15 protein-coding genes are annotated in these 12,333 nt (G+C 51.4%); 8 read left to right on the top strand and 7 right to left on the bottom strand.

Features of this window, described 5'->3' with window-relative positions:
- Positions 1–491 precede the first annotated feature (491 nt).
- The 5 genes from rpmH (at position 492) to mnmE (ending at position 4,362) form a co-directional block, all read left to right on the top strand.
- Positions 492–632, top strand: coding sequence for a 50S ribosomal protein L34 (gene rpmH / locus QWJ20_RS18165; protein WP_005976668.1), 141 nt, complete (start codon positions 492–494; stop codon positions 630–632).
- A gap of 18 nt (positions 633–650) precedes the next feature.
- Entirely contained in the window at positions 651–1,010 is a 360-nt protein-coding gene (rnpA, locus tag QWJ20_RS18170; protein WP_010281235.1) for a ribonuclease P protein component, read from the top strand.
- Entirely contained in the window at positions 974–1,231 is a 258-nt protein-coding gene (yidD, locus tag QWJ20_RS18175; protein WP_010281237.1) for a membrane protein insertion efficiency factor YidD, read from the top strand. The genes rnpA and yidD overlap by 37 nt, the downstream gene beginning before the upstream one ends.
- 2 nt (positions 1,232–1,233) lie before the next feature.
- On the top strand, positions 1,234–2,868 hold the full coding sequence (yidC, locus tag QWJ20_RS18180) for a membrane protein insertase YidC (protein ID WP_039485128.1): 1,635 nt from the start codon (positions 1,234–1,236) through the stop codon (positions 2,866–2,868).
- Between the two features lie 129 nt (positions 2,869–2,997).
- Complete coding sequence (gene mnmE / locus QWJ20_RS18185) at positions 2,998–4,362, top strand: tRNA uridine-5-carboxymethylaminomethyl(34) synthesis GTPase MnmE (protein WP_039485127.1); 1,365 nt, start codon at positions 2,998–3,000, stop codon at positions 4,360–4,362.
- A 32-nt stretch (positions 4,363–4,394) separates the two neighbouring features.
- Here mnmE and QWJ20_RS18190 read toward each other — a convergent pair whose 3' ends face one another.
- Positions 4,395–5,672: a type II toxin-antitoxin system HipA family toxin gene (locus QWJ20_RS18190; protein ID WP_433993162.1), complete on the bottom strand. Its 1,278-nt coding sequence runs from the start codon at positions 5,670–5,672 to the stop codon at positions 4,395–4,397.
- A complete protein-coding gene (locus tag QWJ20_RS18195) occupies positions 5,672–5,938 on the bottom strand; it encodes a helix-turn-helix domain-containing protein (protein WP_349719169.1) in 267 nt (88 codons plus the stop codon). The genes QWJ20_RS18190 and QWJ20_RS18195 overlap by 1 nt, the downstream gene beginning before the upstream one ends.
- 135 nt (positions 5,939–6,073) lie before the next feature.
- Here QWJ20_RS18195 and QWJ20_RS18200 point away from each other — a divergent pair, with 135 nt between their 5' ends.
- Positions 6,074–6,637, top strand: coding sequence for a DUF6933 domain-containing protein (locus QWJ20_RS18200; protein ID WP_174869562.1), 564 nt, complete (start codon positions 6,074–6,076; stop codon positions 6,635–6,637).
- A 57-nt stretch (positions 6,638–6,694) separates the two neighbouring features.
- Here QWJ20_RS18200 and QWJ20_RS18205 read toward each other — a convergent pair whose 3' ends face one another.
- Entirely contained in the window at positions 6,695–7,546 is an 852-nt protein-coding gene (locus QWJ20_RS18205; RefSeq protein ID WP_433993163.1) for an SDR family oxidoreductase, read from the bottom strand.
- A 127-nt stretch (positions 7,547–7,673) separates the two neighbouring features.
- On the opposite strand from QWJ20_RS18205, the gene QWJ20_RS18210 reads away from it, so the two are divergent.
- Positions 7,674–8,069 carry a winged helix-turn-helix transcriptional regulator gene (locus QWJ20_RS18210; protein WP_433993164.1) on the top strand — a complete coding sequence of 132 codons (396 nt, stop codon included), beginning with the start codon at positions 7,674–7,676 and terminating at the stop codon, positions 8,067–8,069.
- A gap of 45 nt (positions 8,070–8,114) precedes the next feature.
- Here QWJ20_RS18210 and QWJ20_RS18215 read toward each other — a convergent pair whose 3' ends face one another.
- Entirely contained in the window at positions 8,115–8,666 is a 552-nt protein-coding gene (locus tag QWJ20_RS18215) for a TetR/AcrR family transcriptional regulator (protein ID WP_039514237.1), read from the bottom strand.
- A gap of 103 nt (positions 8,667–8,769) precedes the next feature.
- On the opposite strand from QWJ20_RS18215, the gene QWJ20_RS18220 reads away from it, so the two are divergent.
- Positions 8,770–10,272, top strand: coding sequence for an MFS transporter (locus QWJ20_RS18220; RefSeq protein WP_433993165.1), 1,503 nt, complete (start codon positions 8,770–8,772; stop codon positions 10,270–10,272).
- Positions 10,273–10,394: 122 nt separating this feature from the next.
- On the opposite strand, the gene QWJ20_RS18225 is transcribed toward QWJ20_RS18220, so the two are convergent.
- From QWJ20_RS18225 to QWJ20_RS18235, 3 genes are read right to left on the bottom strand one after another with little or no spacing between them, the layout of a single operon-like run.
- A complete protein-coding gene (locus QWJ20_RS18225; RefSeq protein WP_039514235.1) occupies positions 10,395–11,054 on the bottom strand; it encodes a DUF799 domain-containing protein in 660 nt (219 codons plus the stop codon).
- Positions 11,051–11,410, bottom strand: a complete 360-nt coding sequence (locus tag QWJ20_RS18230; RefSeq protein ID WP_095701050.1) for a DUF4810 domain-containing protein — start codon at positions 11,408–11,410, stop codon at positions 11,051–11,053. Before QWJ20_RS18230 ends, QWJ20_RS18225 begins: the two co-directional genes overlap by 4 nt.
- Before the next feature lie 18 nt (positions 11,411–11,428).
- Positions 11,429–12,100, bottom strand: a complete 672-nt coding sequence (locus tag QWJ20_RS18235) for a CsgG/HfaB family protein (protein ID WP_095701051.1) — start codon at positions 12,098–12,100, stop codon at positions 11,429–11,431.
- Positions 12,101–12,333: the final 233 nt, after the last annotated feature.

Raw genomic sequence — 12,333 nt, forward strand, 5'->3', positions numbered from 1 at the left:
GGATCATAACCTAATCCGCCGAAGAGATCTTCCCCTTCTGCACAGTTTCGATCCTTTTTATCCACAGGCTATTCTTATCGCCACACCCTGCAACACGGCAGAGGGGCGGCTAGCACACATTTTAGCCGCTTACGGTAAAGCGCACCCAAGCATACTCTCGGAGACACGATCGTTACGGTGACATCGATCATGATCTTGTGGGACAGATCGTTGGAGGATCCTTGCGCTTTGCAACAGAGTCCGTATAATTCCCTGCCCGCGCGTCTACGCCTTTTCTGTGCTCTGGCAGGCAGAAATTCCAAAAATAATCGGAATGGCTGGCGTGTTAAGTGTGATGTTAATTGACTCAGGACTGTACAATTATTACAATCCTGCCTCTTTCCGTTATATAGCTGTGATATGCGATTGAGGCGTCGGTCATTTTTTCACGCCGAACAGCCAAACGCGTTTACTGTGAAGTTATAATTTTCCAAGTTTAGGTAGAAATCGCCATGAAACGCACTTTCCAACCGTCCGTATTGAAGCGTAACCGTAGCCATGGTTTCCGTGCTCGTATGGCCACCAAAAATGGTCGTCAAGTTCTGGCCCGCCGTCGTGCGAAAGGCCGTACTCGTCTGTCTGTTTCTAAGTAATAAAAGCTAACCCACCGAGTGGTTAAGCTAGCATTTCCCAGGGAGTTACGTTTGTTAACTCCCAGTCATTTCACTTTCGTCTTCCAGCAACCACAACGGGCTGGCACGCCGCATATCACCATTCTCGGCCGCCTGAACTCGCTGGGGCATCCCCGCATCGGTCTTACCGTCGCCAAAAAGCATGTAAAACGTGCTCATGAACGCAATCGGATTAAACGCCTGACGCGCGAAAGCTTTCGCCTGCACCAACATTCATTGCCTTCAATGGATTTTGTCGTGCTCGTGAAAAAAGGGGTGTCTGAACTGGATAACCGTACCCTGACGGAAGCATTGGAAAAACTATGGCGTCGGCATTGTCGTTTGGCTCCCGACTCCTGATCGGGTTGATACGCGGTTATCAACTCGTTATCAGCCCGTTGCTCGGACCGCATTGTCGGTTCCGGCCAACGTGCTCGCAATACGGTATTGAAGCAATACGCAGGTTCGGCATGATAAAAGGCTGTTGGTTGACGCTTAAACGCGTATTAAAATGCCATCCTTTGAACCCTGGTGGTGATGATCCCGTACCGCCAAAAACCGACAATAACAGAGAACATTAACGATGGATTCGCAACGCAATCTTCTTCTCATCGCTCTGCTATTCGTAACCTTTATGCTTTGGCAGGCTTGGGAGACGGATAAAAATCCGCCAGCAACCACGCAGGCCATACAGCAGGCGACGAACGCAGTGACCGGTGATGCTACCAACCAGGGCGTACCAGCCAGCGGTCAAGGCAAACTGATCACAGTGAAAACCGATGTACTGTCGCTGACAATCAACACGCGTGGCGGCGACATCGAGCAAGCGCATCTGCTGGCTTACCCGGACACATTGGGTTCAGATAAACCTTTCCACCTGCTGGAAACCACATCCGAGTTTGTCTATCAGGCTCAGAGCGGTTTGACCGGCAAAAACGGCCCGGACAACCCAGCTAACGGCCCGCGTCCGCTGTTTACCACCACGCAAGATAGCTTCGAGCTGGCGGATGGTCAGAGCGAACTGCGTATCCCGATGACATACACCGCAGCTGACGGCGTCACCTACACCAAAACGTTTGTTCTGAAACGTGGCGACTATGCGCTGAACGTTGACTATAGCGTCAACAACACCAGCGCTCAGCCTCTGGAACTCACACTGTTCGGTCAGTTAAAGCAGTCTATGGAGTTGCCTAAGCACCGCGATACTGGCAGCAGCAACTTTGCACTGCACACTTATCGTGGCGCAGCGTTCTCTTCCAGTGAAGACAAGTACAAAAAGTACAGCTTCAGCGACATGGACGAAAACCTGAACATCACCACCAACGGTGGCTGGGTAGCGATGTTGCAACAGTACTTCGCAACCGCGTGGATCCCGACGACAGCAGGCGCTAACACCTTCTATACCAGCAAGCTGGGGAACGGTCAGGCCGCTATTGGTTTCAAATCCGCTCCGGTTGTGGTTGCCGCAGGTAGCCAGCAGGATCTGAAGACCACCCTGTGGGTTGGCCCAGAAATTCAGGACAAGATGGCTGCAGTCGCACCGCATCTGGATCTGACTGTAGATTACGGCTGGCTGTGGTTTATTTCTCAGCCGCTGTTTAAGCTGCTGAAATTCCTGCATAGCTTTATCGGCAACTGGGGCTTCTCCATCATTGCCATTACCTTTATCGTGCGCGGTATCATGTATCCGCTGACGAAAGCGCAATACACCTCTATGGCGAAAATGCGTTTGCTGCAGCCTAAACTGCAAGCGATGCGTGAGCGTATTGGTGATGACAAACAGCGCATGAGTCAGGAAATGATGGCGCTGTACAAATCAGAGAAAGTGAACCCGCTGGGCGGCTGCTTCCCGCTGCTGATTCAGATGCCGATCTTCCTGGCACTGTATTACATGCTGATGGGCTCCGTTGAACTGCGTCACGCGCCGTTCGCTCTGTGGATTCATGACCTGTCCGCACAAGACCCGTACTACATTCTGCCGATCCTGATGGGCGTGACGATGTTCTTCATCCAGAAGATGTCACCAACCACCGTGACCGACCCAATGCAGCAGAAGATCATGACCTACATGCCGGTCATCTTTACCGTCTTCTTCCTGTGGTTCCCGTCAGGTCTGGTTATGTACTACATCGTCAGCAACCTGGTTACCATTCTCCAGCAGCAGTTGATCTACCGCGGTCTGGAAAAACGTGGCTTGCATAGCCGCGAGAAAAAATAACCCGGTTGATGGCTAACCGATAGAAAGAGTAAGGCGGTCATTGACCGCCTTATTTTTTTACTGGCTGTTTTATCAGCCAACGATACGTAAAATAGCCTGCCAGACAGGCATCAATGCAGAGAGAACATTATGAGTAATACCGACACCATCGTCGCCCAAGCCACGCCACCGGGACGCGGAGGCGTGGGTATTTTACGCATTTCAGGACAGGCGGCCGCAGACGTGGCGCATGCCGTTCTGGGTAAGCTCCCCAAGCCGCGCCACGCCGATTACCTGCCGTTTCGTGATGCCAACGGCACCACGCTCGATCAAGGTATCGCCCTCTGGTTTCCCGGCCCGAACTCCTTTACCGGTGAAGACGTGCTGGAGCTTCAGGGTCACGGCGGTCCGGTTATTCTTGATTTGCTCTTGCAACGTATTCTGACGCTGTCTACCGTGCGGATTGCGCGTCCTGGCGAATTCTCTGAACGCGCCTTCCTGAACGACAAACTCGACCTCGCGCAGGCGGAAGCCATCGCCGACCTGATTGATGCCAGCTCGGAACAGGCCGCTCGCTCAGCGCTAAACTCTCTACAAGGCGTATTTTCGACCCGTATAAATCAGTTAGTGGAAGCACTCACTCACCTGCGAATCTACGTCGAGGCTGCCATCGACTTCCCAGATGAAGAGATCGACTTTCTCTCCGATGGCAAAATTGAAGCACAGCTCAATGGCGTGATGGCCGATCTGGATGCCGTCAGAGCCGAAGCGCATCAGGGTAGCCTGCTGCGGGAAGGGATGAAGGTGGTGATTGCGGGTCGTCCTAATGCCGGTAAATCCAGCTTACTCAATGCGTTAGCCGGTCGTGAAGCCGCCATTGTGACGGATATCGCGGGAACCACACGCGACGTACTACGCGAGCACATCCATATAGATGGCATGCCGCTGCATATCATCGACACCGCTGGGCTGCGCGATGCCAGCGACGAAGTCGAACGCATTGGTATTGAGCGCGCCTGGCAGGAAATCGAACAGGCCGATCGCGTGCTGTTCATGGTAGACGGCACCACCACGCAGGCGACTGAGCCTGATCAGATCTGGCCAGAATTTATGGCGCGCCTGCCAAAAACGCTGCCGATTACCGTGGTACGCAACAAAGCTGACGTGACTGGCGAAACGCTTGGCATCGAAGAGGTGAATACTCACTCACTTATCCGCCTGTCCGCCCGTACGGGTGAAGGTATCGATACGCTACGCGACCACCTCAAGCAAAGCATGGGATTCACCAGTAATACAGAAGGCGGTTTCCTGGCTCGACGTCGCCACCTGCAAGCATTGGAGCTGGCAGCACAGCATCTGATTCAGGGGAAAGAACAGTTGGTGAGCGCCTACGCGGGAGAACTGCTGGCAGAAGAACTGCGGCTAGCGCAGCAGTCCCTGAGTGAAATCACCGGCGAGTTCACCTCTGACGACCTGCTAGGCCGTATTTTCTCGAGTTTTTGTATTGGGAAATAAGCCGCTATCCCCGATATTACTCATCGGGGAAATTACTCCCATCCGCTCATGAGCCGTCTCGATCTGGCCTGCAGCCCGGCCAGAATTGCCTCACTGATATGAGTAGGAAAATCCACAGGCAGTTGACTTCCAACAGTCGTCATGACGGTATCAACGGCGTGGGCAAACTCCACCAGAATGTTTTCCATCGATTCTCTGGCAAACCCAACAGCCTTCGCCGTCTGGAAAAAATGTCGGGGAAAGATCTGCTCAGTCCCATATTTCTTGCCTCTTGAGCCAGTCAATCCCATCGCCGGATACATAGAGAGAATGTCATAGAAAGGCGTGAGTCGATATCGTCCCTCAGATTCAATAAACAGGGAAAAGTTTTTCGCATGACCATCCGTTGCAGCCAATAGCCAAAACAGTACCTGAGCTTGCATAAAGCGATAGCGATCTCTTTCTGGATCAACCGAACCCAATAGAAACGACATAATGGCGGAAATACCCGGTCCACCATGATTTTCATATTTCAGTGCGGAAGGAACGTTTAATACCTGACAAAAATCCTCTTGTGGTAGCCGCATAATCCAACTGACATCCGAGGCGTATTTACGATCAAAACGCTCCACCGCCAACGCCTTTATCTTGCCAGCGTTGATCATAAAACAGTAAGGCACTGGCAGCCCAAATGCCTTGGCAATGAGCAGACACAGATACTCATTTTCAACGCTGTCAGACATATCAATTGAGTAAGAGTGACTCTCGATTTTACCAATAGGTAGCTTGATGATGTGGGTAGTTGGTGTGGCATTGAGAGGCAGGCACCAGTGATCATCCAGATAAAGCAGCGCCGTCTTTTCCTGTGCACCTGCGATAGAAATACGAAAATCGTCTTCAGTATCAATCATACCCAGCGGGGCATCGGACAGATATCCGGTCAGTATGTTTTCAAGCTGCTGCTCGGATAAGGTTTTGTATTCGATCTTTTTTATATCGTGCACAGGTGTACCCTGCGGCACTAATTGCAACGCCCCGACACTGTCTTGCCCCACTTTAGCCAGCAGATCAAACGGTTGGGTGGAATCCGCGTGATGCCTGGCGACAATCCGTCTTCTGATATCCGGGCTATCCGGCAACAAATTGTCGAAGAAGTTATAAACTTCATCGCCTTGATAGGGCTGATGACGTAGCGGCATAGAAAGCGAAATGGGGCGACTCCCCGGCAATCCGAGCCAGTTCGCATCATAGGTAAAATGATGTGCCCCACTGCCCGTTTTGGTCAGAATCCCCACCCGATAGCCGTTCATGTAAACATCGAGCGCAGCCATTACCATTCTTCCTTCCAGGATGATGCAACAGAGGCTTCGTTATTGGTGTTGTCCGCATTCCTGGGCGTAACAGTCAGTTCTAAATTCAATGCCGACAGGATTTTAAAGAAGGTTTCCAGCTTAGTGGAATCAGGATGTTGCTCGAAACTGGATACCGTATCCTGGCGAATACCCACTTTACTGGCCACTTTCCCTTGTGAAAGCTTCTGCGTGATACGGACATCTTTCAGATAGCTGCTAAGCTGCTTGCTGTTAGTGATCTTCATCATCTTATCTTACCGGTTATAGACGGTATAATAAATATTACACGCTTTAGCAGGTAAAACAAGAATGACACGCTATAGGCGTTAAAATAACACTTACCTGCAAGTCAACGACTGACACAGAAGAACGGGGATAAGATGATTCAACTTCATGCGACACACAAACTGTTCAGTCGTTTACCACTGAATGACAGCAGCCAACTTGCTGTTACACCCCGCAGCCAGTGGCTAATTACGCAACCCACCATAGATATCAACCCGCTGAGCAACTGGCACGGAAATCTAATCACCTTACAGCACCGGAATTGTGTACTACTGGTGCATGATGCCACCCGGTTTCCGTTGGTACTCCCCGCGTTGATAAAGAAGGATTTCATAGAGCTAAACGACTACTTTACGGATAGCTTCATCAATACTCTACTCAAGTGTGGTGCAAATGAAGAGCAACTCAACGCAGCGCAACATTATTTACGCCCACTGCAGGTGGATACGCAGTGTAGCCGTTCTGTGCAAGGTACATTGAATCAGATGAAAGGAGATATTGAGCACGTTGTCTGGTTTGATAATCTCAAAGTTGCAGAACTACCCAGTTACTCTCTCGGCCAACTGCTGGCAGATAGGCCTTGCTCCGTAAAAGACCGAGGTTATCTTTGGCCACAGAAAGAAATGCTGTCATTACTATCAAGACTGGCTGCTTTATGAGGGCCATCGGCCCAGAATGATCTCTGGGCCGATTTTTTAGGCGTTACTTTTTAAGTGCTATTTCAGCGTCGCTTTCACGACGGCTGACAGCGGCGTCGTTGGGCGACCGATCAGACGGCTCAGTTGCTTACCGTCATCAAACAGACCGCCTTTGGATGCACCGGTGTCGGAATCGGCAATGATCTGCGCGAAACCCTCAGGTAGCCCGGCTGAAACCAGAACGCCAGCAAACTCTGCTTCGGACAGATTTTGATAACCGATATTTTTGCCAGACTGCTTGCTGATCTCTGCTGCCAGCTCTGCCAGCGTGTAAGGCTCATCACCAGCCAGTTCGTAAACCTTGCCAGCCTGCCCTTCCTGCGTCAGCACCGCGACCGCAGCAGCAGCGAAATCTTCGCGCGTTGCTGAGGCAATTTTTCCCTCACCTGCGCTACCGATAAACACACCGTGTTCCAGCGCCGCAGGGATGCTGGCCGCGTAGTTTTCGGTATACCAGCCGTTACGCAGCAGGACATGCGGTAAGCCAGACGCTTTCAGAAGCGCTTCGGTCTGCTGGTGTTCTGCCGCCAGCGCCAGAGGCGATTTATCCGCGTGCAGCAGGCTGGTGTACGCCACCAGTTTCACACCAGCTTTCACCGCCGCATCAATGACATTGCGGTGTTGTACCGCACGCTGACCCACTTCGCTCGAAGAGATCAGCAGCACCTTATCCACATCTTGCAGCGCGGAAGCCAGCGCTTCTGGCTGATTGTAATCCGCGGCTTTCACCTGCACGCCTTTTGCAGACAGATCGGCCACTTTATTGACATCACGCACCAGCGCCACGATGTCGCTCGCCGGAACCTTCTCTAACAGTTGTGCGATAACCAAACGGCCCAGTTGGCCAGATGCACCAGTAATAGCAATCATCTCGAGCTCCTTTTATTGACTGTCTTTATTAACCATCTTTTGTTAACCATCTTTTGTTAACAAGAACTGGCTGGCATAATATCGGCAAAGCTAATTTTAAGTAAGTACATACATAAAGGTAAGTATAGTGAGTCAACCCAAAACGCCCATCGACTTATTGCCGCCCATTCTGCCAACCGGCAATGTCTTTGCTGAGAAATGCCCGTCTCGCCAGATACTTAACCACGTCACCAGCCGCTGGGGCGTACTGATTCTGATCGCATTACTTGATGATACGCATCGCTTCAGTCAACTGCGTCGACGGATTGGCGGCGTGAGCGAGCGCATGCTGGCGCAGACCCTGCAATGGTTGGAAAGTGATGGTTTTGTCCTGCGAACGGCCTATCCGGTTGTCCCGCCACATGTTGAGTATAGCCTCACCCCATTAGGCAGAGAGGTGGGTGTGCGGGTAAAAGAGCTGGCGATATGGGTCGAAGGGAATCTGGATGAGATTATGGCGACGCAGCAGTCAGGCGAACAATAATCCACCAAACCATAATCAATGCGCCTTCTGAAAAGAGGTGCTTACTCAGGAAGCAGTGCGCTCGGGTAGCAGGCGGGAAATATCAGAGAAAATGGCTTTCCAGGTCTCGTCATCGACCGTCATAAAGCCAAAATAGCGCAGCAGGAATGCCCCTTCGGATGCCAGAAACGCCAGCCGAGCATCTCGCCCTTCCTGTGAATTCAGATCAAGCCCAGCCAACTGGCTGTCATACCACGCCTGCGATCTAGCAAGGTGCTCAGGCGTATTCAACAACGAGGCCATCATGCCCGCCGCCCGATCGCCTTCTGCGGCATCCGTCCGATAAGTGATGTCAACGTGCGCACGCACTCTGGCTTCCCGACTATCATCCGTACCGATGCACACGGCAGCCATCTCATCAAACTCATCTTCCCAGCGCTGATACATCGCGTGAATCAGCTCATCTTTCGTCCCGAAGCACGACTGAATACCGCCTTTTGTCACGCCCGCCGCTTTAGCGACCGCATCGATCGTCAGCGCAGCCGTTCCCTGCGTGCGGACAATCTGCTCCGCCGCATCCAACACGCATGCACGATTAATGCTCTTATGACGCCCCATATCTTCCCCAATTTAAAATACGTTTGTATTTAAAAAGCAATTCTATATCATCAGAACGCTATCCAACAGATGAAAAATAGAAGTTCAAGGTAGAGATCCTGCTATGCAATCACCAAAAAAGTGGCTGATCCTGGCCATTGTTTCCAGCGCACTGTTCCTGATTGTTATCGACATGACGGTGCTGTACACCGCACTCCCCACACTGACTCACGACCTGCACGCCTCTGCATCGGAAAAACTGTGGATCGTTAATATCTATGCGCTGGTTGCCTCCGGTTTACTGCTGGGGATGGGCACGTTGGGCGATAAGCTGGGCCATAAACCTCTATTTATTTCCGGACTGCTGGTCTTTGGTGCCGCGTCACTGTTTGCCGCTTATTCGCCCACGCCCAGTATGCTTATCGCTGCTCGCGCGCTGCTGGCAGTCGGTGCCGCAATGATGATGCCCGCCACACTGTCGATTATTCGTCTGACCTTTACTGATGAACGGGAACGCGCACTGGCGATCGGTATCTGGGCTGCGGTGGCCTCCGGCGGCGCGGCGTTTGGCCCCGTGATGGGCGGGATACTGCTTGAGTACTTCTGGTGGGGATCGGTTTTCCTCATTAACGTGCCGGTCGTTTTGCTTGCGCTCATCATGGGAATCACCGTGATTCCACACCGGCCAGGCAACGCCTCCCACCGCTGGGATTTCATCGGATCCCTATTAATTATGGTGGGTTTGATTGGTATCACCTATGCCATAAAAGAGCTGGGCAAGCGGATTCCGTCTTATGAAGATGCGCTAATCGCTCTGCTCATCGGCGTGACGTTCATTACCCTGTTCGTTCGGCGGCAGCGTAACAGCAAACATCCCCTGGTCGATTTTTCTCTCTTTCGCCTGCGGCCTTTCAGCGCCGCCGTGGCCGCCGCTATCGTAGCCGCTGCCGCCTTGATCGGAATGGAACTGGCTTTCACCCAGCGATTGCAGCTAGTCGTCGGGCTATCTCCGCTAGAGGCGGGGTTGTTCATTTTACCGCTGTCGCTGGCGTCCTTTATATCTGGCCCGTTAACCGGAAAGATACTGCCGCGCGTGAATAGCGGGACAATGCTAGCCGCTGGCCTGTTGATTTCGGGGCTTGGAATGGGAAGCTATTTGCTGCTGCACAATGCGCCCACCATTATACAAATCATCAGCTTGACCGTTATTGGCGCAGGAGTGGGCTCCACCATGACGGCCGCATCGAGCACTATTATGCAGGTTGCGCCAGCGTCAAAAGCGGGTATGGCGGCGTCAATCGAAGAAGTGTCGTATGAATTAGGGGGCGCAACAGGCGTGACGCTGATGGGCAGTTTGCTGTCTTTCGCTTATTCCGCAACGTTTATGCTGCCCGCTGGGTTTGCCGCACCGGACACCGCCTATGACAGTCTGGACGAAGCGTTAATTTTTGCCGAATCCTTACCGGAAAATATGCGGCAGATACTCACCACGCAAGCCCATTCCGCCTTTGATTCGGGTTTTTCCATTGTGCTGGCCGCGGCCACGCTGATCCTGCTGCTGACCGCTGCCTTCGTCTGGACAACCCGCCATAATAAACCGCATCGTCATCAAGCTGCTGATGTATAGCACCACTGACTCATCGGTTAAGACAATAAAAAACGCCGTTCAATTACGAACGGCGTTGATGATTTAGCGATGTATTGCACTATAACGACGTACTGCAAGGTAACGATGTACTATCTGGAAACTTAGTAGGTTTCTTTACCGTATTGCAGTGAACGAGGTCCGTACAGCATACCGCGTGAATTTCCCGCGGCCAGCAGGCGCGCGCTAGTCACGCCAGCAATATCGTGGCCTTTGTCAGAGATCGTGTGCGCAATCTGGTTTACCGCAGCCTGCACCAGAATACCGATGATGCCGCCGTTAGCGTTTGATTGCTGCTCGTTGCTGGACGCTGTTGCGCTTCCGCTCCACAGCAGTTTTCCGGTACGCAGATCAACCAGACGAGCATCCGCAGAAACGCGGGTTTCGCTATTAATCACGATGTATGACGTGCCGTACTCTTTTACGTCCAAATACAGCGCAGCGTCAGCACCAAAGATTTGTTGCAGCTTCGCCGTACTCAGCGCATGAATATCCGACGCCGTCACCAGACCATTCTGCTTGAATGTCTCTTCTACAACCGCGACAGGGAATACGTAGTATCCCGATTCCGCCAGCGGATACGTGACCTGGGAAAGCAGGCTATAGCTCGCTTTCACATCAGGGGAATGGTTAACCGGTGGCAATACCAGAATGGACTTAGGCTTGCTCTGCTTAAACGCCGTGTAGTCATAAGGCACGGGTTTAGCACAGCCGGTCAGCACCAGCGCAAAAACCAGACCACATAATCCTAAGAAACGATTCATTTAATGCTCCCTTTATTTTTACTCAACAGGAAGTCCATAAAAGGTGCTGATTCAGGGAATTTCGCTTTTTCAGTTTCAAACTGTTGGCGAGCTTCACTATCACGGCCAGTATTGGCGTACAGCAACCCAAGTTGAGCATAGAGTCCCGGCGGGACAGGTTTGTTTGCGGCTTTCGCTTTTTCGATCGATTCATTCAAAGCAAGAATCTGCTGATCGGGGCCGACTTTATCCTGTTGATAATAATCATAAAGTGCAGGCTGATATTTATCCCAGCTGTAAATCGTTTTTGGCGCGGATGCACAGCCTGCTAATACTGTCGCTGCCAGTAGCAGGACAATTTTCTTATGAGATAACATTGTTATATTCCTATTCCATTAGTTCGTTGGGCGCCAGGCACCACTTTCAATTCCCGTAACCAAATTATTAACAGCCTCACGAATCGCCAAATCCAGCACTTTGCCGTTCAGCGTCGAGTCATAGCTGGCCGTGCCGCCGAAACCGATAATTTCACGGTTGGACAAGGTGTACTCGCCCGCACCCTGTACGGAATACACCACTTCAGAGGTTTGTACGTTCACCACGTTCAGCGTGGTTTTTGCGTAAGCAACCTGTGTTTTACCGCGACCCAGAATGCCCCACAGCTGATGGTCACCGACTTCTTTGCGGCCAAATTCGGTCACATCGCCGGTAATCACATAGCTAGCGCCTTTCAGCGTCTGCGTTTGTCCTTTAATACCCGCTTCCGCTTTCAGCTCTTCCATGTTGGTACGATCCAACACATTAAAGCGGCCGCTCTGCTGGAGATGGCTAACAAGAATGGTTTTGGATTGATTACCTAAACGGTCAACACCATCAGAAAAAATACCGTTCATGTAGTTAGAGCGGTTTTCAAATTTTCCGATGGAAATCGGGCTACGAACACCCTGATAAGGCGTACTGTAAGAAGTGACTTTCTGTGCTTCTACGGTACGGGAAGACTCTGTGGCACATCCGCTCAATAACGCAGCTGACATGAATACAGAACAAAGAACGACTTTTTTATTCATAACACTATCCCTTAGTGACAATCCATTAACCTGAGCAACGCCCTGTTATTGATTCATAATGAAAATGCCGTAAACACACTATTTAGCTGCAACATTGTTTTGATGCAACAATGTTTTGATGCATGTAAATAGCGCCCAACATTATGAGGGGAGTAAGTAAAAGTAACGAGTTATTTCATGGGGAAATTAACAAGAATAATGAAAACCAGAATGTTTACCCGAGATAAACCACT

The sequence above is a fragment of the Pectobacterium sp. S5 genome, assembly GCF_051707265.1.
GTDB lineage: Bacteria > Pseudomonadota > Gammaproteobacteria > Enterobacterales > Enterobacteriaceae > Pectobacterium > Pectobacterium polare.